Source organism: Ruegeria sp. HKCCD7303, from assembly GCF_013111185.1.
GTDB lineage: Bacteria > Pseudomonadota > Alphaproteobacteria > Rhodobacterales > Rhodobacteraceae > Ruegeria.
In genome coordinates this window covers 381,733-406,111 of record NZ_WVRE01000003.1, presented here as the reverse complement: position 1 = coordinate 406,111, position 24,379 = coordinate 381,733, and the positions used below count along the sequence as shown (strand labels likewise).

Annotated in this window: 22 protein-coding genes, 1 tRNA gene, 1 pseudogene and 1 riboswitch; of the genes and pseudogenes, 14 read left to right on the top strand and 10 right to left on the bottom strand. The window is 55.9% G+C overall.

Translation table 11 applies throughout. The features are described 5' to 3' along the window. The first annotated feature begins 17 nt into the window (after nt 1-17). The 6 genes from GS630_RS11590 (at nt 18) to GS630_RS11570 (ending at nt 5,838) form a co-directional block, all read left to right on the top strand. Nucleotides 18-1,193, top strand: a complete 1,176-nt coding sequence (locus tag GS630_RS11590) for a peptidase S41 (RefSeq protein WP_171619801.1) — start codon at nt 18-20, stop codon at nt 1,191-1,193. A gap of 178 nt (nt 1,194-1,371) precedes the next feature. Then, the gene (gene parE, locus GS630_RS11585) at nt 1,372-3,330 is read left to right on the top strand and encodes a DNA topoisomerase IV subunit B (protein ID WP_171177441.1); all 1,959 of its coding nucleotides are present in this window, start codon (nt 1,372-1,374) and stop codon (nt 3,328-3,330) included. Nucleotides 3,331-3,353: 23 nt separating this feature from the next. Then, nucleotides 3,354-3,704, top strand: coding sequence for a DUF6864 domain-containing function (locus GS630_RS22590; protein WP_371419732.1), 351 nt, complete (start codon nt 3,354-3,356; stop codon nt 3,702-3,704). Continuing rightward, a complete protein-coding gene (locus GS630_RS11580; RefSeq protein ID WP_152457479.1) occupies nt 3,697-4,098 on the top strand; it encodes a hypothetical protein in 402 nt (133 codons plus the stop codon). The genes GS630_RS22590 and GS630_RS11580 overlap by 8 nt, the downstream gene beginning before the upstream one ends. A gap of 282 nt (nt 4,099-4,380) precedes the next feature. Further along, on the top strand, nt 4,381-5,352 hold the full coding sequence (locus GS630_RS11575; protein ID WP_171619799.1) for a UDP-glucuronic acid decarboxylase family protein: 972 nt from the start codon (nt 4,381-4,383) through the stop codon (nt 5,350-5,352). A 204-nt stretch (nt 5,353-5,556) separates the two neighbouring features. After that, nucleotides 5,557-5,838 (top strand): hypothetical protein, encoded by a 282-nt coding sequence (locus GS630_RS11570; protein ID WP_171177448.1) that lies wholly within the window; start codon nt 5,557-5,559, stop codon nt 5,836-5,838. Between the two features lie 15 nt (nt 5,839-5,853). Here the strand turns inward: GS630_RS11570 and GS630_RS11565 are convergent, their stop codons facing one another. From GS630_RS11565 to GS630_RS11550, 3 genes are all read right to left on the bottom strand, one after another. Further along, complete coding sequence (locus GS630_RS11565) at nt 5,854-6,693, bottom strand: DMT family transporter (RefSeq protein ID WP_171177450.1); 840 nt, start codon at nt 6,691-6,693, stop codon at nt 5,854-5,856. 99 nt (nt 6,694-6,792) lie between these two features. Then, entirely contained in the window at nt 6,793-7,563 is a 771-nt protein-coding gene (locus GS630_RS11560) for an alpha/beta hydrolase (RefSeq protein WP_171619797.1), read from the bottom strand. Between the two features lie 867 nt (nt 7,564-8,430). Further along, nucleotides 8,431-9,105 carry a TIGR04283 family arsenosugar biosynthesis glycosyltransferase gene (locus tag GS630_RS11550; protein ID WP_171177454.1) on the bottom strand — a complete coding sequence of 225 codons (675 nt, stop codon included), beginning with the start codon at nt 9,103-9,105 and terminating at the stop codon, nt 8,431-8,433. A 73-nt stretch (nt 9,106-9,178) separates the two neighbouring features. Between GS630_RS11550 and GS630_RS11545 the strand changes: the two genes are divergently transcribed. After that, nucleotides 9,179-9,916 (top strand): folate-binding protein YgfZ, encoded by a 738-nt coding sequence (locus GS630_RS11545; protein WP_171177457.1) that lies wholly within the window; start codon nt 9,179-9,181, stop codon nt 9,914-9,916. Between the two features lie 112 nt (nt 9,917-10,028). Beyond that, a complete protein-coding gene (locus GS630_RS11540; protein WP_171177459.1) occupies nt 10,029-10,970 on the top strand; it encodes an ABC transporter transmembrane domain-containing protein in 942 nt (313 codons plus the stop codon). A 54-nt stretch (nt 10,971-11,024) separates the two neighbouring features. Here the strand turns inward: GS630_RS11540 and efp are convergent, their stop codons facing one another. After that, on the bottom strand, nt 11,025-11,588 hold the full coding sequence (efp, locus tag GS630_RS11535) for an elongation factor P (protein WP_171177461.1): 564 nt from the start codon (nt 11,586-11,588) through the stop codon (nt 11,025-11,027). A gap of 218 nt (nt 11,589-11,806) precedes the next feature. On the opposite strand from efp, the gene GS630_RS11530 reads away from it, so the two are divergent. Then, complete coding sequence (locus GS630_RS11530) at nt 11,807-12,127, top strand: DUF6280 family protein (protein WP_037310273.1); 321 nt, start codon at nt 11,807-11,809, stop codon at nt 12,125-12,127. 82 nt (nt 12,128-12,209) lie between these two features. Here the strand turns inward: GS630_RS11530 and GS630_RS11525 are convergent, their stop codons facing one another. Further along, nucleotides 12,210-12,779 (bottom strand): cobalamin biosynthesis protein CobQ, encoded by a 570-nt coding sequence (locus GS630_RS11525; protein ID WP_171619795.1) that lies wholly within the window; start codon nt 12,777-12,779, stop codon nt 12,210-12,212. 62 nt (nt 12,780-12,841) lie between these two features. Between GS630_RS11525 and GS630_RS11520 the strand changes: the two genes are divergently transcribed. Continuing rightward, the gene (locus tag GS630_RS11520) at nt 12,842-14,299 is read left to right on the top strand and encodes a cobyric acid synthase (RefSeq protein WP_171177465.1); all 1,458 of its coding nucleotides are present in this window, start codon (nt 12,842-12,844) and stop codon (nt 14,297-14,299) included. Nucleotides 14,300-14,302: 3 nt separating this feature from the next. Here the strand turns inward: GS630_RS11520 and GS630_RS11515 are convergent, their stop codons facing one another. The 3 genes from GS630_RS11515 to GS630_RS11505 all read right to left on the bottom strand — a co-directional run bounded on the left by GS630_RS11515 (nt 14,303) and on the right by GS630_RS11505 (nt 17,317). Continuing rightward, entirely contained in the window at nt 14,303-15,076 is a 774-nt protein-coding gene (locus GS630_RS11515) for a hypothetical protein (RefSeq protein WP_171177467.1), read from the bottom strand. A gap of 73 nt (nt 15,077-15,149) precedes the next feature. After that, nucleotides 15,150-16,568, bottom strand: coding sequence for a TolC family outer membrane protein (locus GS630_RS11510; RefSeq protein WP_171619793.1), 1,419 nt, complete (start codon nt 16,566-16,568; stop codon nt 15,150-15,152). A 95-nt stretch (nt 16,569-16,663) separates the two neighbouring features. After that, on the bottom strand, nt 16,664-17,317 hold the full coding sequence (locus GS630_RS11505; protein ID WP_171177471.1) for a protein-L-isoaspartate O-methyltransferase: 654 nt from the start codon (nt 17,315-17,317) through the stop codon (nt 16,664-16,666). A gap of 226 nt (nt 17,318-17,543) precedes the next feature. On the opposite strand from GS630_RS11505, the gene GS630_RS11500 reads away from it, so the two are divergent. After that, nucleotides 17,544-17,617: transfer RNA gene (locus tag GS630_RS11500), tRNA-Cys, on the top strand. 499 nt (nt 17,618-18,116) lie between these two features. Here the strand turns inward: GS630_RS11500 and GS630_RS11495 are convergent. Next, nucleotides 18,117-18,800 carry a hypothetical protein gene (locus tag GS630_RS11495; protein ID WP_171619791.1) on the bottom strand — a complete coding sequence of 228 codons (684 nt, stop codon included), beginning with the start codon at nt 18,798-18,800 and terminating at the stop codon, nt 18,117-18,119. A 793-nt stretch (nt 18,801-19,593) separates the two neighbouring features. On the opposite strand from GS630_RS11495, the gene GS630_RS11490 reads away from it, so the two are divergent. Further along, the gene (locus tag GS630_RS11490) at nt 19,594-21,450 is read left to right on the top strand and encodes an SLC13 family permease (RefSeq protein ID WP_171178075.1); all 1,857 of its coding nucleotides are present in this window, start codon (nt 19,594-19,596) and stop codon (nt 21,448-21,450) included. Between the two features lie 80 nt (nt 21,451-21,530). Here GS630_RS11490 and GS630_RS11485 read toward each other — a convergent pair. Next, nucleotides 21,531-22,508: pseudogene (locus tag GS630_RS11485) on the bottom strand (NAD(P)-dependent oxidoreductase); the annotation flags it as partial. A gap of 125 nt (nt 22,509-22,633) precedes the next feature. Continuing rightward, nucleotides 22,634-22,851: riboswitch (cobalamin riboswitch) on the top strand. A gap of 93 nt (nt 22,852-22,944) precedes the next feature. On the opposite strand from GS630_RS11485, the gene GS630_RS11480 reads away from it, so the two are divergent. Next, on the top strand, nt 22,945-23,319 hold the full coding sequence (locus GS630_RS11480) for a DUF1636 domain-containing protein (RefSeq protein WP_171619787.1): 375 nt from the start codon (nt 22,945-22,947) through the stop codon (nt 23,317-23,319). Nucleotide 23,320: 1 nt separating this feature from the next. Further along, entirely contained in the window at nt 23,321-24,376 is a 1,056-nt protein-coding gene (gene cobW, locus GS630_RS11475; protein ID WP_171177479.1) for a cobalamin biosynthesis protein CobW, read from the top strand. Nucleotides 24,377-24,379: the final 3 nt, after the last annotated feature.

Genomic DNA, 24,379 nt, shown 5'->3' with positions numbered 1-24,379 from the left:
CATGCGCAGTGTCATTCATGCCGCTGACGCAAGACTTGAAGCTAATTTTGGAAACTGTCCTGCCAACCGATCCCAGTTTTCGGCGGGTCAATGAGGCTGAAGTAGACAGCTACATCAATGACTGCCGGCGATGCGCTTTGGCGGGCTCCATTGACGCTTTTTTGTTGTCCGCGATGCGCCTGTTGGCACTTCCAAACAATGGTCACACACGGCTGATCCCGAATGATGCGATCTCGGTGCTACCGCTGAGGTTTGTGAGCATAGGGCGTTCCGTTCAAGTCATTGCGGCGGCATCAGGAGAAACTGCACTGCGAGGAGAGTTGATAGCAGTCAACGGTGCGGCTTTGAGCCAAATCGAAGCCGCGGCAGAGAAATTTCTGGCGGGAACGTCCCAAAGAAAACGGGTCGTCGGACCGCTTCTTCTGGCTTGGCCATACGCATTGGCACGTTTGGGTTTTTCTGCAAAAGACGCGACGACCGAGTATCGTGTGCGGAACAAAAATGGGCAGATAACCAAACTGAAAATGGCGAACAGAAATACTGTTCCTGCCTCGTCGCTCTACCCCAGAAACGAGCACGGCAAGACTGATCCCGCCTGGGAACCCGAAACCTTCGTAGCGATAAAGGGCTGGCAAGGGCTTGGGCTTTCGATGCAGTTGCCAAGTTTCTTTGACCCTGGTGAAACTGCACTTCCTAAAGCCATCTCAGGTGCAGCGGACCGCGTGAGAGCCTGCTCAAACAAAACGCTCTTAATTGACGTTCGCGGAAACACCGGCGGCAATTTTCTTATGGCGATGCCCTTGATCGAGGCGATTTCGCAAAGCGCAATTGAGCAGGTTGTGGTGCTTGTCGATAAATTCACGTTCTCCGCAGCGATCGTGTTTGTAGCCATCCTGAAACATCGTTTGGGACATCGACTCAAACTCATCGGGGAAGAAATGGGCGACGGTTTGATGTTCTTTGCCGAAGGCGGCTTGCTCAACTTGCCGACGAGCGGAGCCGTCGTGCGGTATTCGTCAGCCTTTCACGACTGGGAAGGTGGAACGTCTGGCGAAACCACACCGCCCGAAATAGCCCGGCAAATCGTACCCGCAGGAGCACTGAATTTGGACCGGGAATGGGTCGAGGGACCTATTGGTGAGGATGCACAAGGCGCGTTCTATCAACGCGTTCTCAAAAGTATGAGCGATTAGACGAACGGCCGTCAAATCCTGCAGCGCTGTCAAAAGCAAAGCCAGGCGTCGCAAGCACAGCAATGAGTCCGTTTGGTGCCCAGCGCAACCCAAAGCTTCCACAACACCTCGCGCCCCTCTTCCCCCGGACCACATCACCTGCCATAATAGGAGAAACTCAAAAACAAGAGCAGCACCCATGCCCGACGATCTGTTGACGCCCGAAGCGACCAATACCTATGACGCCTCCTCGATCGAGGTGCTTGAAGGGCTGGAACCGGTCCGCAAACGCCCCGGCATGTATATCGGCGGCACCGATGAGCGCGCGCTGCATCATATGGTGGCTGAAATCCTCGACAACTCGATGGACGAGGCAGTGGCGGGCCATGCCAACCGGATCGAGGTCGAGCTGCACGCGGATTACGCGCTGACCGTGCGCGACAACGGGCGCGGCATTCCGATTGATCCGCACCCCAAGTTCCCCGACAAATCCGCGCTTGAGGTTATCCTGTGTACCCTGCACGCGGGTGGTAAATTCTCGGGCAAGGCATACCAGACCTCGGGCGGTCTGCACGGTGTGGGTGCATCCGTGGTGAACGCGCTGTCGGATTCAATGGTCGTGCAGGTGGCGCGTGACAAGACGCTTTTCGAACAGCGGTTCTCACGTGGTGTTCCGCTGGGCCCCGTGGAAAAGGTCGGCGCGGCCCCCAACCGGCGCGGCACGACCGTCACCTTTCACGCGGATGCGGACATCTTCGGCCACCACAAGTTCAAACCCGCACGCCTGTTCAAATCCATCCGCTCCAAGGCCTACCTGTTCTCGGGCGTCGAAATCCGCTGGAAATCCGCCATCGACGACGGTGAAACACCGACCGAGGCCACCTTCCACTTCCCCGGCGGCCTGTCGGATTACCTGAAAGAGACGATGAACGGCTCGTCCACCTATGCCGAGCAGCCCTTTGCAGGTACCGTCGATTTCAACGAAAAATTCGGAACCCCCGGTAAGGTCGAATGGGCGATCAACTGGACGCCCTCGCGCGATGGGTTCATCCAATCCTACTGTAACACCGTGCCCACGCCCGAAGGCGGCACCCATGTGGCGGGGTTCTGGGCCGCGATCCTAAAGGGGATCAAGGCTTACGGAGAACTGATCAACAACAAGAAGGCCGGTCAGATCACTCGCGATGACTTGATCACCGGCGGCTGCGCGCTGGTATCTTGCTTTATCCGCGAACCGGAATTCGTAGGCCAGACCAAAGACCGTCTGGCCACGGTCGAGGCCCAGCGGCTGGTCGAAAACTCGGTCCGAGACCATTTCGACAACTGGTTGGCCGCCGACACGAAATCCGCCGGCGCGATCCTGGATTTCCTCATCCTGCGAGCTGAGGAACGCCTGCGCCGACGGGCCGAGAAGGAAACACAACGCAAGTCCGCCACTAAGAAACTTCGTCTTCCCGGCAAGTTGGTGGACTGTAGTAGTTCAACACGGGACGGCACGGAATTATTCATCGTCGAGGGCGATTCTGCGGGCGGTTCGGCAAAAATGGGTCGGGACCGAAAAACGCAGGCCCTACTGCCCCTGCGCGGTAAGATTCTGAACGTGCTGGGCGCGGCCAGTTCGAAACTGGGCACCAACGCCGAGATCAACGATCTGACCCAAGCGCTGGGTGTGGGTCTTGGCACCAAATTCAACGTCGACGACCTGCGCTATGACAAGGTCATCATCATGACCGACGCGGATGTGGACGGGGCGCATATCGCCTCGCTGCTGATGACGTTCTTCTTTACCCAGATGCGCCCGATGATCGACGCGGGCCACCTGTACCTCGCCTGCCCGCCCCTCTACCGCCTGACCCAAGGCGCCAAGCGCGTCTATTGTCTGGACGAGGCCGAGAGGGACGAATGGCTTGAAAAAGGTCTGGGCGGCAAGGGCAAGATCGACGTCTCGCGCTTCAAGGGGCTGGGCGAGATGGATGCCAAGGACCTGAAAGAGACCACGATGGACCCCAAATCCCGGAAATTGATCCGGGTCACCATCGACGAGGACGAACCCGGCGAGACCGGCGACCTGGTCGAGCGTCTGATGGGCAAAAAACCCGAACTGCGGTTCCAATACATTCAGGAGAACGCGCGGTTTGTGGAGGAGTTGGATGTTTAGGTATTCGAAGGAATAAAAACCAAATGAAGGTTGGAAAGAACACGGTAATCTTTGCTGGGTCTCTACTTACACCAAACGACGAAGTTGCATTGTTTTCGATAAAAAACGACTTCGCGAACTTAGAAATTGCAGTTAAGTTTTCGAACCATTCGAACAATCGAGAACAACGTTTGAAAGTTGACAGAATAGACGGCGTTCCCACTATAGAATTGATCAATTGGAACAACAGCTTAGGGACCGCAACTACTGAACCACTTGAGTTGGGCGTAACGAAAACTGGTCAGAGAATTCTCTTTCTATGCTCGAACAAAACAATCGGTAGTGTTAACGACGTCACTCTTCAGCTGATGCTGGAGGAAAACAAAAATGACTGACCAGATAAACGTCACTCCTACTTCCGTTCCTGTTGACAAAACATTCGACAACACAGGTCAAGAATTGATCTACGTTACTGTCGACAGATTAAGACTGGTTCTTACCGAACACAAAGAATGCGTAAGTGAACAAAGATCGCTTTGGGCACCGGTCGGGATTGGGGTTTCGATTCTAGCTGCCTTGGTAACCTCCAGCTTTAATCCAATATGGGGGATCCCTGCGGACAATATCCAGAGTTTCTTTGTCGGTTGCCTTTTCGTCTGCGCTTGGGTTGCGTTTTCTAGTATTTACAAAGTTGGGAAAGGATACCTTTCGGGCAAACGAGTAGGTGACATAGAAAGCGTGATTGAGAAATTGAAACCTGAGCTTCCTCCAAATGAGAAGGGAAAATAAGTACTTTGGTAAGCGTAAGATGGGTACTTGCACCCATAGTGTTTCTTTTGTCGAGCGATTTGAAGGCACCTACTCTACTTCTTCTACTTCGCTATGAATCTTGGGCCTTGCTGGCATATTGCCCCGCTTCACATGTTAGGTGAACTTGGGACACACCAACACCACACGCGCCCTCAAAAAACCAAAATCTACTGCAATTCAAACATCTTCGGTTTACTAATCAAACCAAGACCCGGCTTCCCTGTGACAAGCTGGCTTGGATTTAACGATTAAGGATTTGCAATGGCCCGCCTTTATGACAGTCGAAAACGTGTTCTCGTAACCGGTGGGGCCGGGTTTCTGGGCTCGCATCTGTGCGACCGGCTTCTGGATCAGGGGCACGAGGTTTTGTGTGTCGACAACCTGTTCACCGGCACCAAGCGCAACATTGACCATCTGCACAACAACCCGCGGTTCGAGTTCAAGCGCCATGATGTAACCTTCCCGCTGTTTGTGGAGGTCGACGAAATCTATAACCTCGCCTGTCCGGCCTCACCCGTGCATTACCAGCACGACCCGGTGCAGACGACCAAGACCAGCGTGCATGGCGCGATCAACATGCTGGGGCTGGCGAAGCGGCTGAAATGCAAGATCTTTCAGGCCTCAACTTCTGAGGTCTATGGCGATCCGACCATCCATCCGCAGACCGAAGATTATTGGGGTAACGTCAACCCGGTTGGTCCGCGCTCTTGCTATGACGAGGGCAAGCGCTGCGCCGAGACGTTGTTTTTCGACTATCACCGGCAGATGGGGTTAGAGATCAAGGTGGCTCGCATCTTCAACACCTACGGCCCCCGAATGCACCCTGCCGATGGGCGCGTCGTGTCGAACTTCATCATGCAGGCCCTGACGGGTGAGCCGATCACGATCTTTGGCGACGGTACACAAACCCGGTCTTTCTGTTATGTGGATGATCTGATCGAAGGGTTCATCCGGTTGATGGAGACCGACAAAGACGTCACCGGCCCGGTCAATCTGGGCAATCCCAATGAATTCTCGATGAACGAGCTGGCCAGTGAGGTTCAGGCGCTTGTGGGCACCGACACACCGATCAGTTTCAAGGACCTTCCGCAGGATGACCCCAAGCAACGCCAGCCCGACATCACTCTGGCCCGGACCTTGCTGAACTGGGAACCCAAGGTGCAGTTGAAGGAAGGGTTGGAAGCAACAATCAGCTATTTCAGAAAGCTACAGTCCGAAGCCGCGTCCCACTGAACAAGGGGGTGCATTCCCCCTATTGGACAGGATAGCTCAGGTCTGTGCCTGGGCATCAACAGGCTGGCAGGCAGGAACGGTGGCAACTTCTTGTTGCCTAAACCTTTGACCCCGTTCACACTTACCGCAACATACCAACAATGGCTTGAGGTCCGGGCGTCCAATAATTTTTTACCGACTACGATTTTAAGACGGGAGGACGACATGAAAACTTTAACCTTCGGACTGGCCCTGACCCTGCTGGCCTCACAAGCCCCTGCGCAGCAGATGCTCAGCACTGCATCCCCCATTCCGGACGGGGCCGAAAGCCGGTTTTGTTATTACGAAGGCATGGCCTATTCCGAAGACGCCTTTGTCTTGATGGTCGGCGATAACACAGTCACGACCACAGTCAGCACGGTTCAGGAACGCTTGCTGCGCTGCCACCGCAACAGCGACGGCACTTTGAAATGGAAACCACAGAGCACATTCTCGACCAACAACTAAGCGCTGCGCCCCTGATCAGACAGCGAGTCCAATCAAAGCAACCCCAGCGGCCATGAGCACGGCGGCCCCCAGCCGTCGTATCCAATTGCCTTCTTTGAGGAAGATGAACCCGATCAGCGCAGCAAAGATGACCGAGGTTTCCCGCAGCGCCGAGACAGCGCCCAATGGGGCAAAGTTCTTGGCATAAAGCACCAGCCCATAGGCGGTCATCGAAACCAGCCCGCCCAGAATGCCTGTCATCCAGACCTTGGTCGGCAGGTATCTCAAGCTTGCACGCTTCTTAATCCCGACAAAGCCTGCAATGAACAGATGCAGGAAAGCCCCCCAGGCCCAATAGCTGAGCGTATTGCCTGACAGCCGAACGCCGATCCCATCCACAACCGAGTAGATCGAAATACAGAACCCGGTGCCCAGCGCAAAGCCCAACGCGCTGCGCCCCACGCCCGAGCGCAGCGCCTTCCAACTGCTCAGCTGAATGCCAAATGCAATCAGGGCAATGCCACCCCAAGCTTGCAAGGGCAGCACCTCCCCTACCAGAAGCATCGCCCAAAGCGAAACCAGTGCCGGAACGATGCCCCGCGCAATGGGGTAGACCACACTCAGATCGCCATGCTGATAGGCTTTGCCCAGCATGAAGTAATACCCGAAATGCACAACGGTCGAGAGCAAGATGTAGATAAAGCTTTCAGCACTGGGCAATGGCAGGACCATCACCATCACGGCTGCCGGCAACACGTGGCCCAAAGCAACAAGGCCCAACATCGTCGTGCGATCCGCCGCTGTCTTGACGATGGCGTTCCAGACCGCATGCAGCAGTGCCGCAGACAGAATGATAAGGATGACAAACAGGGTCATGCCCGGACCTTTCCCGCAGATACTATGCGCAAAAAGGGTCTCTGGCCCTATTCACTTGGCGCGATCTCGGCCAAAACGCCGATTTTTGTCAACCCGGTTTCACATGGGCTGTTGACCAAGCCAGCTTTCGATTTGCTCAGCAGGCCCCTGCCAGCCCGGCTCCATAAACAGAAAATGTGCGTGGTCCGGAATCAGCAAAAAGGTTCCGCGTTTCCCGTACCGCTCTGCCAATGCGCGGCAGGTGTCGGGGTTTACCGCCCGGTCTTCTGCACCGGAAACGACTAGAACCGGGCAGTCGACCTTTTCGAAATCGACCTTTATCGCGTGATCGTCATCAAACATCCAAAAGAACATTTCGAACATCACGCGCCCGCTTTCAGCCCCCAATTGATCGAACACGGCGTGTTGCTGGGCCACGTCCATTTTATTTAGGGCAAAGGGCGCCATCAGGTCGAACTCAACCCGCATGGGCTGTTTCCAGAAGGCCCCGCCTTCCATCAACGCCCGCGGCACGGCGCGTTCGTCGTCGGTTTCAGGCAACGTGCCCCAGGGCGCATTAGGGTTAATCAAAACAATAGCGCTGGCCAAACCGCGTGAGGCCACCTGCTGCGCAACAACACCCGCGATGGCGTGACCCAGCAGAACCGGCTTGCTGTCCAGACCCTGTACAAATTCCGTTATGTCATTGGTATAATCCAACACGCTGGTTTCAGTCAGCCCGGGGTCAGGGTCTGCTTTCGGATCACCGCCATGATGGCGCAAGGCGGGGGTGTGTACAGTCCATCCGCGATCCCGAAAGAAGGTCGCGTAATCTTGCATACACCAGGGTCCGGCAAATGCCCCATGAATCAGAACAATTTCTTTTGTCATCGAAATCTCCCGTGGCTCTTCGGTCAGTATGAGCATCCGGTAAGATGTTACAACTGCCCGTGATCCCTGTTGCAGGACGCAGGTCAGGTCCTAAGATCGAATTCATGAGTTTTGTGACCGACAACCAACTGCCTTTGCTGATTCTGTTTTTTGTAGTGGGATCGATCGGAACGGCATTTCTGTTCCGCAAACCGGCGGGGCATCGGGCTTGGAAGCTGGCCGACCTGGTTTGGGTCGTTCTGGGCGGCATTGGGGCGCTGGTCGCTGTTCTGGCCGGGCTGTACACCTCGGACAGCTCTCGGTTGGATCGTCAGATCGACGTGGCCTATGCGGCCACTCTGGCTTTTGATCGCGACGCGGCACGGTTTCGCCTGCGCTTTTGTGATCCTGCCTTTGATCCGGACACGGCCGTTTTGTGCGACAAGGTCGAGTTCCTGTCGGCTTCAACGGCCAGCAATTCAGAATTGCCGTTGTTCATTGCCGTCACCAATGAGGTCGCCCCATTACAAGGCCTGCATTTCCTGTTCGGACGTCAAGCCAAGGATGACATGGATGAAATGCGCAGCGCTGCCGCGCAGGCTGACGCCTTCGATATCGACCAGTTTCTGGTCTTCACCTCGCTGGACGACGAAACGCAGACCGCTATCGACAACATGCGCCGGAAAGTACCAGCCATTGCCGGGGACTACCTGATCCTGGCCCAAAGCTATGATGATCTGATCGATCAGGTCGGCAAATTGAAAGACGAATGGGAATATTTGCAGGCCAATGCTCATATTCTGGTTCTGCAAATCGTGGCCCTTTGCCTTGTCAGCTTTGCGGCCCCGTTTCGGTTGGGGAAATCGCTGGTCGAGCTGCGTACGACACTTATCGCCGATACGCCTGCGCCAACACCTGCGGATCCGTCCCCAGAAAATAACGCAGCAGAGTCCACAGATTCCGACTACCCCGCCGAATCCAGCCCGCCTGCTCATACCGCTCCGCGCTCGTAAAGGCCCGCGCATCCAGAAGTGTGATCCGGGGTAAACTACGTACCAGCGCCACGTCCTCCATCAAAGGTTGGTCGGGATAGCCGCCTGCAGCGTGATAGATTTCGCGTGGCACCAAAAGCCCCTGATCCCCATACGGCAGCCTGAAAACCCGGCTGCGCAGATTGGCCCAGCCCGAGACCCATCCCGGCGCAATACCCCGCGCTCGGAAAGCCAACCGGAAAGCCGCAGGTCCTGTGCTGGATAGATGGGCGCTCACCGCCTCGCTCCAGCCCCTTTCCAATACGGTGTCAGCATGCAGGATCAGCACCCAATCCCCACCAGCCTCTGCGCAACCCCGTCGCAACTGCCCGCCGCGCGAAGGCGTACCTGTCACAATCCGGGCTCCGGCCTCTTCCGCGATTTCCAGTGTTAGGTCGGCAGACCCGCCATCGCTTATGATTAGGTCCCGGATTAGCCCGGCGTGCAGCCCTTCCATCAATGCCCCAAGGCATTCGGGCAAGGCATCGGCAGCGTTCAGGGTCGGAATAACAACAGAGATCGGGGCTGGCACGTCTGATACCCTCTGGTCTTGGCGGCGGATCTTCCTATATCACGAGGCCAAGGGAAATGACGAGGACCAAGCCATGCCCACCCGCCGCATCCTGCGCCTGACCGGCTCGGACACCGAAAGTTTTTTGCAGGACCTGATCACCAATGACATTCAGGGTTTGAACGACGGGCTTGTTTATGCCGCGCTGTTGACGCCGCAAGGCAAGTATCTGGCCGACTTCTTCCTCAAGCGCGATGGCGATGGCGTTCTGCTGGATGTGGCCGAGCACCTTGCCGATGATCTGATCAAACGTCTGAGCATGTACAAGCTGCGTGCAGATGTGGCGATCGAAAGCACCGACCTGAACCTGCACCGCGGGTCAGGTTGCGCGCCAGAGAACGCGTTGCCCGACCCGCGGCACCCTGCCTTGGGCTGGCGTATGTATTCTGCGGCACCCGAACAGGATGATGGCACCGATTTCGATGCCCTGCGCGTTCAGCACTGCATTCCCGAAGCGGGTACTGAGCTGACCCAGGACAGCTATATCCTCGAATCTGGGTTCGAAGCGCTGAACGGCGTGGATTTCAAAAAGGGCTGCTATGTAGGTCAGGAAGTGACCGCGCGCATGAAGCACAAGACCGAATTGCGTAAGGGCCTGCGTCGCGTTGTTGTCGACGGCACCGCGCCCGTGGGGACCGAGATCACAGCCAACGGCAAATCGGCCGGCACCCTGTTCACTCAATCTGGGGGCCACGCCATCGCCTATTTGCGTTTCGACCGCGCAGGCGGCGAAATGCAGGCGGGCGAGGCGACGGTGCGACTTACCGACTAAGTACCGCTTGTTGCCTAATCAGCACGAACTCCTCGTCGACACACATCCCCAAGTTTGAACCTGTTCCCCAGCCCTGCCAAACTGAGGGAAACAGGTCAAACCGGATACACCCATGTTTCGACTATATTCCGCGATCTGGCGCGCCAGTGCCGGACGGCAGATCATCCTTATCGTACTGTCCATCGCCATTGCGGCGCTTGCCGCCGTTCCGCTGGAGTTTCAACGCGATATCGTCAACCATCTGACGGCGGATGATGTCGGCACTGAAAAGCTGATCCAATTGGGTATTGGTATGATGGCCGTTATCCTGCTGAGCCTGGGGCTGAAATGGGTTTTAGGGTACCGCGCGGGTACCTTAGGTGAAGACATGATCCGACTGATCCGGCAGCGCCTGCTATGGCGTTCAACCGATCTGAAGGAAACGGGCGCGGACCTGCGCAAAGGCACCATGACCACGGCCATTTCCGCCGAAGCCGAAGAACTGGGGAAATTTGCGGGCGGCGCATTCTCGGATCCGGTGGTTCAGATCGGTACGCTGATAAGCGTAATCGGCTATATTTCATCCACGCAACCGGGACTTGGGCTGATCGCCTTCTCGATGATCGTGCCGCAGATCATCATCGTTCTGGTTTCGCAACGCAAAGTGAACACTTTCGTGGCAGAGCGTGTCCATATCCTGCGCGGCGCCACAGACCGGCTGACGACCGAGGATATGGAAGCGGTTGAGCGGGACATCAACATTATGTTTGACGACATTTATGACACGCGGCGACGTATGTTCCTGTGGAAACTGTCGGCCAAATTCCTGCTAAGCGTGATCAACGGAGCGGGAACCGTCGGCATTCTGATGTTGGGCGGTTATCTGGTGTTACAGGGGAAAACGGATGTGGGCACCGTTGTGGCCGCCGCCAGTGGCCTTAGCCGTATACAGGGGCCGACTGCATTTCTGATCGCTTTCTATCGCCAGGTCAGCGCCAATCGCATCAAGTATGAACTGATGCTGGAACTGTTTGGACCCGACCCAACACGGTATCGTCATCGCCCTAACGCATAAAAAAAGACCGCGCGGCGAATGCCTGCGCGGTCTCTTGTAAAAAGTGACGAAACGTCACGCGCGTTCGGAATACTCCATCGTTTCGGTATTCACGACGATCATTTCGTCCTGTCCGATGAAAGGCGGCACCATGACCTTCACGCCGTTGTCCAGTACCGCAGGCTTAAACGAATTTGCCGCCGTCTGGCCCTTTACGACAGGCTCGGTCTCGACGATCTGGCAAGTCACTTTCTGCGGCAGCGTCGCGTTCAGCGCTTCGCTTTCGTAGAATTCAACGACGATGGTCATGCCATCTTGCAGGAACGGACGACGTTCGCCCAGCAAATCTGCTGGCAATTCAATCTGTTCGTAGGTCTCGGTATCCATGAACACCAGCATCCCGTCGGATTCGTACAGGAATTGCTGGTCCTTCTGTTCCAGGCGGACGCGTTCAACCTTGTCCGCTGACCGGAAGCGTTCGTTCAATTTCGAGCCATTGCGCAGGTTGCGCAGTTCCACTTGGGCAAATGCCCCGCCTTTGCCGGGCTTTACATGGTCTACCTTGACCGCTGCCCACAGGCCGTCGTTATGCTCAAGCACATTGCCGGGGCGAATTTCGTTCCCATTTATCTTGGGCATTACATAAATCCTTCACAAACGGTTGATGCATCAGTTGCGGTCCCTATATCTGGCGGGACCACACCTGACAAGACAACGACACCTAGTGCTGCACTTGCAGCAAGCCATGCAAGTGACGCAACGCAACTATGCATTTTAGCTGTATCCGAATCGCACCTAATAGGTCATAAGGACCCTCACGCCGAAAATGCAAGAGCAAGAACAACAAGGAAGACGAGATGAGAGATTTCGTTGACGGCACTGCCTTTAACAACGAGCAAGGCAATCGTGCGCGCAAACTTTTCGCGGCCGTTGTGTTGGCTGCACTTGACGATGCTATCGCCGACGACAAGAAATACGGCAATGGCCCCGAACAAATCGCCCGCTGGGCACGTTCGCGCGATGGTCGCGAGGTGCTGTCCTGCGCAGGTATTGACCCTAACGAACGGGTTGTCAGCGGACTGATGGAGTTCGTTGGCCGTGGCGTGCGGACCTCGGTCGCATTGTCACGCGAAGAAAGCGAGCGTCGCAATGCCGCTCAGCAGGCTGAAGCCGCCTGATCCCAGGCGATTTCGCACCAGAAAAAACGCGCTCTGCCCGTCAGAGCGCGTTTTTCTTTGCTTTGTTTCGCGGTTTTCGCGCCTAAAAAAACAACAGCCACTGGCGCGCCACCCAAATTTCAGCCGCCAACATGATACCAAACATGGCCCTGCCCCAAACAGGCAGGCCACGCTGCCAAAGCACAACATAGGCGGCCAAACACACTGCCGCAGAAACTGGTGCCACCCACAAAGCGTGATGGCTGCTGTCCCAATAGCTGACTGGGCTGTGAAACACCCAATCGCTCAGAGGCCAGAACTGGGGTCGTCCGTCACCGGCGTGCAGTAAGAAGTCTGTCGCTAGATGCAAAAGACCTGCCGCAGCCCCGACAGCGACAAAGTGCCAGCGACGCCAAACTGCCAATATCAGTGCACACCCCCAGATGATAAAGGAGTTGTCGATGGCAAAGACGGTCTGCCAGGCCTGCGAATAGTACAGTTGCCCAAAGACCACCTGTTCCGGAATACCCAGAACAAACAGCGACACCGTCGCCATGAGATACAGAGACAGATCCGGCAGCACCGCCCCGAGCAAGGCGGCCAACAAGATACGCCCCTGCGGCGGCCGGGCAAAAGCGGCGGCACCGATCAAAAGATGCGCTGGCGTGTTCATCCGGGGCTTTCCCTTCCGGTTCAAATCAGGTCATCTGCGCCCCGACATATAGGAGACAAACCATGGTTCGCGCCATCATGATTCAAGGCACTGGCAGCAATGTCGGAAAATCGGTTCTTGTGGCCGGGCTTGCGCGGGCCTTTACCCGGCGAGGCATGCGGATTGCTCCGTTTAAACCACAAAACATGTCGAACAACGCAGCGGTCACCGAGAACGGGGGCGAGATCGGCCGCGCGCAAGCGCTTCAGGCCCGTGCAGCGCGGCGGGCGACCCATACTGACATGAACCCCATCCTGCTAAAGCCCGAGACGGACACTGGCGCTCAAATCATCGTGCAAGGGCAGCGCGCGGGAACTATGAAGGCCGGAGATTACCGCAAGGACAAGTCCAAGCTGCTGGGGGCCGCGCTGGAAAGCTTCGACCGGCTTTGTGCAGATGCTGATCTGGTCCTGATCGAAGGCGCGGGAAGTCCAGCCGAAACCAATCTGCGCAAGGGTGATATCGCCAATATGGGCTTTGCCTGTACCGCAGGTATTCCGGTGGTTCTGGTCGGTGACATTCATCGCGGCGGCGTGATCGCGCAGATCGTCGGCACGCAGGCCGTGCTGGACGACGGCGATCTGGCCCAGATTCGGGGCTTTGCCGTTAACCGGTTCAAAGGGGATGTGTCCTTGTTCGACGAAGGGCGCGACGACATTGCCGTCCGCACAGGCTGGCCGTGTTTGGGCGTGGTTCCATGGTTTCACGACGCATGGAAATTGCCTGCCGAGGATATGATGGACATTCGGTCCCATACCGGAGGTAAGTGCAAGGTCGTCGTGCCTCAGCTCGAACGTATGGCCAATTTCGATGACCTTGACCCGCTGTCAGCTGAGCCTGGTGTGAGCGTTGAGATCATTCCCGCAGGACGCCCCCTGCCCGGCGACGCTGATCTGGTTCTGCTGCCCGGCAGCAAGTCCACCATAGGGGATCTGACTTACTTCAGGGCGCAGGGGTGGGATATCGATCTTTACGGCCATGTCCGGCGTGGCGGGCATGTTCTGGGACTGTGCGGTGGGTATCAGATGCTGGGCAAGACCATCTCTGATCCAGATGGCGTCGATGGCAGACCCGGAAAGGTCGACGGGTTGGGTTTACTGGACGTTCACACCGTTATGGGCGGACAGAAACAAGTCATTCTGCGTTCGGCTCATGCCCTGCCTGACCGGGAACCGGTCAGCGGGTATGAAATCCACATGGGTCACACCAACGGCTCTGATTGCGACCGGGCGTGGCTGGAGGTCGATGGAAAACCGGAAGGTGCCGCCAGCGCCAATGGACGGATCAAGGGCAGTTACCTGCACGGCATCTTTTCGTCCGACGCGTTCCGGGCACGTTATCTTTCAAAGTTGGGCGTGACCTCTGACGTCACTTATGAGGACGGCGTGGAACAGGCGCTGGACGATCTGGCAGATCATCTTGAACGCCACATGGACCTTGATCTGCTGCTAAGCCTTGCCCAGCCGCCTCAGCGCGGTTGAGGTTCAATCCAGTTCTTTTGCGGCCAAGGCGCGCGCAATCTCGCGTCTGACCATCTTGCGAACATTTCGCGTTATCCGCTCGCCCATCGTGCCCTGCAATTCCTGCCGGACAACTTCAGCGATCAAAGCGCGCAAATCGTCTTCATCCATATCGATCGTTCGATCTTTGTCGGCAGCCTCTGCAACCACCTCGGATTCTTCCCGCGGCGCGCGGATGAACTCTGCCTTTACGTGTGCGTCGCCCTCTTCCTCGATGCCGCCAGTTAGGTTGACGTCATTCGAGCCTATGGACTCGGCTGCAGCAAATTCTTCTTCCACATTCCAAGGCAAAGATTGCGACCGCGTTCCGGAATAGGCGTCTTCGCTGTCACCATCCGGTTCCCATTGATCTTCTGTCTGCGCGATCGCAGCTTCCAGGGCTTCGATCTTGGCGCTCAGGCTGGATGCAGCATCCGCCGATCGCGCAGGCTTTGGCGCGTCGGACTCGTCCTGTGCAGCATTGGCCGACTGCTTGCCCGCCTGCACAATATCACAGGACCGAAGCAACATAGGTTTGGCCGAGTCGGAAACCTCAGAATCCGAGTCGGCCTGAGCAGAAACTACATTGGCCTGATTGGAAGAGCTGACACGCAAAGCATCCGTCAAAACCAGCCGTCCTGGCTTTTTTGTTGCAGGCTGTTGATCCAAGACGGATTTATTGCGGGTGTCTTCGCTTACCAAACGTTTGACCGAAGACAGAACGTCTTCGATCCCTGCTTTTACGACATTATCAGTCATTGTTCTCTACCGCTCTGTCCTTGGATCGAGTGTAGCTAAACAATCCCAACCTCACAACAAATAGTATAGTCGATCAGTCCCGACGCAACGCTTTGAGGACACGATCCAGATCCTTGCTTTGTTTGCTGACCCGTGCTGGTGCATTTTTCACCAAGTTATAGTATAAGGTCGGATCATAGATCTGAACCGCCAGACCCAAACGCTCGGCCGTCAACAAACCTTGCGCTTGCAACAACTGATAGGCCGCGCGGGACCGCTCGGTGCGCGATGCCACTTCGGCCAACTGCGCATCCAGCAGGTCTTGCTGTGCGTTCAAAACATCCAAGGTCGTCCGAGCACCCAATGTCGCTTCTTCGCGAATGCCGTCGAAAGCCACTTGCGAGGCGCGAACTCGTTCGGTTGACGCCCTAAGGCTGGCACTGGCGGCCTGAAACGCCGCGTAGCGATCGGTGACACCTTGAGTGATGTTTTTCTGCACATTCAGCAAGTTTGCACGCGACGCATCCCGTGTCGCCATTGCCCGACGAATATTCGCCGCTAACCGGCCACCCGCATAGATGGGTTGATTGAAATTCAGCGCGATGGTCGCATCGTTGATGTAATCATTGTTGTCGTAGCTTTCTGTCACCCCTGCGTCTGCGTTCAGGCTGACATTCGGACCAAGATTGGCCCGTTGTTGCTCCACGATCAGGTCAAAAGCGCGAACCTGATGTTGCGCCGACAGGATCGCCGGATGGTTGCGTTGGGCCAGGCTGATGGCCTCAGCCTCGGATCGCGGCAGGTTGGGCAGGCTCGGCTGACCCGCTGTGCGCCCCGGCGCTTTACCAACCGCATTCACATATTCGGCCTGCGCGATGCTCAACTCACCACGGGCGACCGCCAGATCCGCCTGCGAGCTCGCCAATTGCGCTTCGGACAGGGCAACGTCTGTCCGGGTCACTTCGCCAACTTCAAATCGGTCATTCGACGCCCTGAGTTCTTCAGCTGAAACCTCGACGTTGTTCTGGCGGATTTGAACGGTTTCTTCCTGCAGCAGCACGCCCAAGTAAGCGTTTGCCGCGCGGATCAAAATCTGCTGCTCAATATCGATCAGGCTTTGTCGGGTCGACAACACCGTTTCCTGCGCAGACTGTTTGCCCAGAATCGACGCGCCGCCATCATACAAAAGCTGACCCAGGGTCAGACCCGTAAAGAACCGAGAAGGTTCGTTGGTCGTAACCACATTGTTAGTCCGTGAACGGGTATAGTCCTGGCTGACCTGCACGGTCCAGTTGATGATGGGCCGCAACGCCGACAGCGCAATAGCTACATCTTCATCCGCAGCCCGCAACAGCGCCCTGTTCTGTTCCAGCAAACCACTTGTGTTATACGCGCCAATGAAGGCGTCTGTTATGTTGTCTGCCCACGCTACACGCCCTGGCATCACGCTGATGGCAAGTCCTGCGGTCACTGCAAGCGCCCTGACCAGCTTACCTGTCGCCGTACCACGCATACCGAAATCCTCTCAAAACGAAATTACACTGCCCTGCAGGCAGTTTGCGGCCTTGTTTTCAACTAATCAAGGCGGCAGTAGAATCTATCGGCGGACTATAGCGAAAATGCACACTCGGCCGAAAAACCCTCAAGAACAGGTGCGCTGGCGTTAAACGCATCGCGCCAGCTGACCTGACCGCCCGACTTCCGACCGATCCGCACAGTGCCGAGGTTGCCTTCGACGAACAAACAAGCGATTCGACCATGTTCCTTGAGCTGGTCCAGCAATTCTGCGGGGATCTGCTCAACCCCGCCTTGAACCATGATCACGTCATACGGTCCATGTTCAGCAACGCCCTGCTCAAGCGGCCCCACATGGATAATGGCATTGTCGACATCCGCCTCGGCCAGAAGGCTCTGCGCCTCAGCGGCAAGCGCCTCGTCGCTTTCCACTCCTACGACCAACTGCGCCATCCGCGCAGCCACGGCCGTGGAATATCCCATGGCAGGCGCGATATCGAGCACCATCTCATCGTTCGAAATGTTCAGCGCATCCAGTATCTTGGCCAGGGTGCGCGGCTCAATCATCGCGCGCCCGTTCCCCATATCGATCACTGCATCGGCATAGGCCGCTTCACGCTGAGAATTTGGCACAAAGTTTTCGCGAGGGACGTGCAGCATCGCGTCAATGATCGGGAATTTGGTGACGTCAGAGGGTCGAACCTGTGTATCAACCATTGTGCGGCGCCGGGCTGCGAAATCTTTCATTGGATATCTCGTCTCATTCCCAAGGATGTCCGGCTTGTGCCACATCCTGACCCGGCCAGCAACGGCCCTGTTGCCGCAACCCAACTTCATCGTTGTCGAATTCAGTCATGAGGTACCGCGAATTTCAATCTTGTCGCCAAATTTGCACGCAATCCACTGGACGACCCTGAGGAAAGCTGCTAAAACCCCACGCACACCACGGCAAGTATTTGATTTTACTTGAAAAGGCGAGTTGGCGGAGTGGTGACGCAGCGGATTGCAAATCCGTGTACACCGGTTCGATTCCGGTACTCGCCTCCAAATCAGTCAACCACTTTCGTGACGCCTTGCCGCGTTCTTGCGCCCACAATTAGCGGTGCGATTATGTTTTTGTGCCTTTAGGCCGCGATTTTGCTCGATTGGGTTTAGGCAATACCGTGTCGTTTTCATTCGGAACTGCCTGCATGTAACACTCGATAACTTGCGCTATGCAGCATGCCGACCAACCCCGATAACATCGCGAGTTGGCGTAGTGACAGAGCTGCGTTCAGCAATCGGGTCGCGGCTGTCACGTGTGCAACTAATAGTTAATAGTGCCCTCAATCAGCCATTGATCCATCGAGGTGTCCCAACCTCGTGCCGTTACTTTGCAATTTGGGTCGAAGCCACCATGCAAGGTCCTCCGACCTTGGTTTCAAAATGCGATGCAAATCAAATGGGTACTTCAGGCAATCAGTTTTGCCAATATGGCCAATGACTAAGGCAGGTGATTCCAAATACACGCCCCATCCCAAGCTTAGACTTGAATTGCCGGGCCTGTCTAAATTTGAGAGCCCATTTCACGCATTGCTTCTATTATGGTGTTCGCACGAAGTTTTTTTTGACCATCAGGCTCCTTAACCTGGCTCGCCATCGTCCAAGCCTGTAGCAAGCGGTCCTCCAATTCTGGATCATGTATCTTTTTCAAGTGAGGATCTGAAAACAGGTCTGGATCATTGGCGGGAAGAAGCTGTTCCACATTGTCTTCTTTCAATTGCTCCCAAGCGCCAATCCAACGTGCATCACGCCCCTGTTTGATTGCTTGTTCGGTCTTTTGGAGAAAGTTCTCAAGCACGCTTGGCGTTAGACCTCGATAACGCTCAGTATCTTTAAAATCCAAACCTTTTGTAAGCTCGATCAGTTTCGCTCTTTGCAGCTGAGAAATCGTATCTCCTGCTTCAGCGCAATTGAATCGCACCCATTTCTTAAAGTGTACCTCTCTCGGCCCGGCGCCGACATTAAGACGCTGCTCGGATGCCGCCGCGCCAAAGTCCGTGATTCCCAGCTCTTGCAAAAAACGTTTTGCGACTCCTTCACACTTCACTTCCCTAGTGTAAGGCAGCACTCTCACTTCGATTTCAGGAAACCTATTGAATGAGCCCCATAAGGGCAGTCTAGTAAATTGCAAAGACCGTCGATCTGCAAATTCGCGGAAACTATCAAAGCGTTGAAAGGCGGAAACCATTTGCGAATACGCCGAGTCTAATCCAGTGGCAGGGTGACGCAAAAAAAAGAATACATGTTATTCTATAACCCAAATCCTCAAAATAGTTCTTAATTCGTTCCAAGCAAAGCGGTTCGCGCATAATCACAAACATTGTCTCTGAAGAAATTAGGAGATCTGGGAAGCCTGCGCCCGTTATCTCTGCGGTTAGGCTTTGAATTAACCCGGACAAATCTGTCCGCGCTGGCAATCCAGATATCGCACGCACAAGCTGGTGGTGTGCGCCATTCGTGTTCTGCCCTGCACTCGGAACGAACAGCCCGTGGTGATTAAACCAATCTCTATTGTCCAGAAGAAGTGTTTGAATTGACGTCGTTCCAGTCTTAGGCGCGCCAATATGCAGATAACAGTGCCGTGAGATGTCAAACTACCTTAACTATCAAGTCTTTGCCCGAGTTCGTGTTGTGAAAGCCTGACACCAACGTCACTTTGAAGTCAACTGGCACATATAGCACCTTCGGGTGGCGTTTATGATCGGGCTTTATAGAGAGCATTCCGGGCCATCCAGCCTGAAGCCGTTCGACCCTATAGCACATGTCAGAAGCTGAGATATCGGGTCTGGTAGCGTGTTGCCGCGCATTCGAAGAAGACAGTCATCGCCACCAAACACACCCAACCCAGTGCGAAATATTATGTCCCTCATTCGGTCTAAAACGAAATTTCATGACAACGCGAACGGAATGGACTAAGGACTAATGCAAGAGAAGCCAAAATATCTGGACGAATTGTGGAATACATAGCATTTACCTTCGAGATGGGGGTCGTTTGCGCCCTTCTCGCTTTCACTGTTTTCCTGTTTGTGTCCGAGATCGTCAGAATTGATCTTTCCGCAATATTGGTTTTGGTTCTTGTCGGCTTGCTAAGCTACGCGCCCGGCCTTGAGAATCTGGCGGATGTGCCGCGTCTGTTTGATGGATTCGCGTCAAACGCAGTTATCTCGATCATTGCGGTCATGATTGTTGGCGCTGGACTGGACAAAACTGGCATCATGAACAAGGTTGCGGCTGCTATTTTGAAATATGGCGGCAAGTCGGAAAACCGGGTTCTGCCGATCATATCCGGAACCGTTGGCGTCATTTCGTCTTTCATGCAGAACGTGGGCGCGGCCGCATTGTTTCTGCCGGTTGTCAGCCGGATATCCTCGCGATCTGGAATACCTCTGTCGCGCCTGCTTATGCCGATGGGGTTCTGTGCGATTCTGGGCGGCACGATGACGATGGTGGGGTCTTCACCGCTGATCTTGCTTAATGATCTGATCCAGACAGCAAATGACGGATTGCCGGACTCTCAGAAAATGCAACCGTTCGGATTGTTCTCGGTAACGCCGATCGGTGCGGTATTGATCCTGACCGGCATCGGGTATTTTCTGTTGCTGGGGCGCTGGGTTCTTCCCGAAGCGGAAGGGGAAGACAACACTGGCACCGGTCAGGGCACACAGGAGTATTTGCAGAGGGTCTACGGGCTAAAGGCAGATGTATTCGAAGTTGTTGTGCCCGCGGAAAGCCCGCTGGTGGGAAAAATTCTTGCCGATATCAACCACGAGAGCCACCTGTACATCATTTCAACTTTCTATCGCGGTAAAACCTCGATGGTTCAGGTTCTGACCGCAGAAATCGCGGCCCCTTGTCGGCTGGCTATTGTCGGACGACGTTCTGAGGTTCAGGAATTTGCCACGAAATACGGTTTGACCGTTCTTCCTGATCTGGACATTTTTGTTGAAGAGTTCGCCCCCACCAATGCCGGCGTGGCCGAAGTGGTTATCACCCCGGACAGCAAACTGATCGGGAAATGCCCGCGTGAGCTTTTGTTCCGCAAGACTTATGGCATGTCGCTGCTTGCCATTCACCGAGGGGAAGAAACGCTCAGCCACGTTGAGACTGAAGATCACGAATCCACTCAGATAGGGCTTGAAAAGTTCCATGCCGGGGACATGCTTGTTGCGCATACCCGTTGGGACAACCTTATGCGGATCACGCGCGATCCCGATTTCGTTGTGGTGACAACCGATTTTCCACAGGATGAACTGAGGCCGCAGAAGGTCGGGTGGGCCCTTGCCTTTTTTGCCATTTCATTGTCCCTAATCCTGTTCACGGACGTGCGCCTTTCGCTGTGTCTTCTGACCGGGGCAGCCGGAATGATGTTGACCCGCGTGCTTAGCGTGGATGAGGCCTATCGTGCCGTTGGATGGAACACCGTCTTCCTGCTCGCCTGCCTCATACCTTTGGGACAGGCCGTGCAGAACACCGGCACAGCCGCATGGATCGCACAGCAAATCATGGTCATTCTTGACGGCTGGCCACTTTGGTCGCTTCAAGCAGGCATTGCCGTTCTGGCAACAGCGTTTTCATTGGTCATGTCGAACGTTGGCGCCACCGTTCTGCTCGTACCACTGGCCGTATCAATTGCCGTGGCTGCAGGAGGCAACCCAGCAGTCTTTGCACTCACAGTCGCCATATCAACCTCGAACAGCTTCATCATCCCGACCCATCAGGTCAACGCACTGATCATGGGTCCGGCCGGATACAAGGTCATGGATTTCGTACGCTCGGGCGGCATTATGACTGCTTTGTTCCTGATCGTTTCGTTGGTGATGATCAACGTCCTGTACTAGCGTAGCAATCGGGGCCGGATTTATGGGCTGACCAACCCCGACTGCCAATGACACCTCACTGGAAAGCCCAGGCTGGACCTTTACGCCGGACCTCGCCCTTGCGGAACAACCTCGTACCCTGGCTCTTCCGGTTCATCATCTTCCATCTCCGGCGGGAAACCGGGGGCTGTGATGTCCAGGCCTGTCGCCTCTTCCAGTCGTTTGATGATATTCGGCGACAGCTCGCGATCCCCATACCGGGCAATGCCATCTTCAAAAATCTTGATCATGACCGGGTTCATTTCCAGAGGCACCCCGGCGCGGTCAGCGACCTCTTGAAACAGACCAATGTCCTTTTTCACCAAGTCCATAGTGAAAGAAATATCGCGCGATCCGTTGAGGATGACCTGACTTTCCGTTTCATGCACAAAGGACGTACCGGACGAGATTTTTATCGCCTCGTATGTTGTGTTCAGATCCATCCCGGCAGCCTTTGCCGTGACCAGCGCTTCGGCGCAGGTGATCAGGTTGGCCGTGGCCAGATAGTTGGTCATCACCTTCAGAACCGAGGCAGAGCCCAATTCACCAGTGTGCAAAACACGCCGCCCCATGGTGGTCAGAAACGGCAGAATTCGCTCAAAAGTCGCACGATCACATCCCGCGAAGATCGAGATATTGCCGGTGGCGGCCCGATGGCACCCGCCCGAAACCGGGCAATCCACTGCCGCGCCTCCGCGTTCGATCACCTCGGCCCCCAAACGCTTGACCTCGGTCTCATCGGTCGTCGACATCTCCATCCAGATTTTGCCGGGGCCCACTTCGGGCAGCATCTCTTGCATGACCGCATCTGATGCCGCAGGCGATGGCAAGCAGGTGATGACGGCATCGCAATCGCGCATCAACTGTGCCGGACCTTCGGCTGCCTTTGCGCCAAGGGCGACGAACTCGCCCACCAGATCCGCGTTCAGATCATGCACTATCAGATCAATCCCGTTTCGCAGCAAGGAACCCGAAAGCTTGCCGCCAACGTTTCCCAACCCGATGAATCCTACTTTCATATGTCGCCTCTCCCTGCTGGCTTGTACCCGTCATGCGATCACGGATTTATCTGACCATTCATGCCGCCCAACGACAACCACAGGTCGCTTTTCACACCCACACCCTGATGTTACGCGCAACGCGCTTGACAAGCGGGCCAGCGGTGCCGCATGACCCATTCGTTGGTGTCGGCAAGAGCCGATGAAAAGGGAATGCGTCAACGGATCTTCCGCCAAACGCAGCCGCCCCCGCGACCGTGACCGGAGAGGGTGCCCAATGCCACTGGCCAAGGCCGGGAAGGCGGGACATCCGACAGAGGACCCTGACGTACCAGGTCTCTGACATCCGCAAGCCGGGAGACCTGCCAGCACCCGAAGTTGAAACCGGGCGGGGTGTTCCGGTGTCGGGTCCATGTTGCGACACGTGGCCCGCTTGAAACCCCGTCCCCCGCGAAGAGGATTTGGGGGGATGAGAGACATGACTGAGACCACACCGGTCGAGCTTCTGGTCTGTACGACCTGCCGCCGCGGGCTGCCCGTCGAAGACGATGCGCAACGCCCTGGCACATTGCTGCACCAGGCCTTGGAACAAGCCGAATTGCCCGACGGCATCACCCTGAAACCTGTCGAATGCCTTTCGAACTGCGATCAGGGTTGTTCTATCGTGCTGCGCGGCGGTCCCGATCGCTGGACCTTCGTTTACGAGAACCTGAACGAAGTGGACCATGTCGATGTAATCGTCGACGGCGCGACCAAGTATCTGGCTACCGAAGATGGCCTGGTGAAATGGCGCGAGCGCCCTGAACATTTCCGCAAAAACTGCGCCTCGCGCATTCCACCGATTGGAGCCTGACATGTCGAATCTCGAAAAACTTCCCGTCACCGTGATCACCGGCTTTCTGGGCTCGGGCAAAACAACGCTGGTCAAACACCTGATGCAAAACCCGCAGGGCAAACGTCTGGCCGTCGTCGTCAACGAGTTTGGCGATGTGGGCGTGGATGGCGATATCCTGAAATCCTGCGCCATCCCGGATTGCCCTGCGGAAAACATCATGGAGTTGGCAAACGGTTGCATCTGCTGCACCGTCGCGGATGACTTCATCCCGACCATCGAGGCGCTGATGGCGCTGGAACCGCGCCCCGAGCATATCCTGATCGAAACCTCTGGCCTCGCCCTGCCAAAACCGTTGTTGAAGGCGTTCGACTGGCCGGATATCCGCTCAAAGATCACTGTCGATGGCGTGATCGCTCTGGCCGATGCCGAGGCCGTCGCCGCCGGTCGCTTTGCCCCGAATGTCGAAGCTGTCGATGCCCAGCGCCTCGCCGACGACTCGATCGATCACGAAACGCCGCTGTCCGAAGTGTTCGAAGATCAGATCTCGTGCGCCGACATTATCCTTCTGACCAAGCCTGATCTTGCAGGGCCCGAAGGTGTGGCCAAGGCCAAAGAAGTGATCGCCGCCGAAGCCCCTCGCCACCTGCCTGTTGTCGAAGTCGCCGAGGGCGTTGTGGATGTCCGCGTTGTACTGGGTCTGGAAGCCGCAGCCGAGGACGACATGGATGCGCGTCCGTCGCACCACGACGGTCACCACGATCACGAGCATGACGATTTCGAAAGCACCATCGTCGAGTTGCCGGAACAAACCGATCCAGCTGATCTGGTCGCCAAGATCGAACGTCTGGCGACCGAGCTGAACATCCTGCGGGTCAAAGGTTATGCGGCAGTACAGGGCAAACCCATGCGCCTGCTGGTTCAGGCTGTGGGCGCACGCGTCCGTCACCAATATGACCGCCCATGGGGACCAGAGGAAGAGCGCCGTTCGCGTCTGGTTGTTATCGCCGAGCATGACGACATCAAAGAGGCCGAAATCCACGCGATCCTCGCGGGCGTCACCGAGGCTGCCGAGTAAACC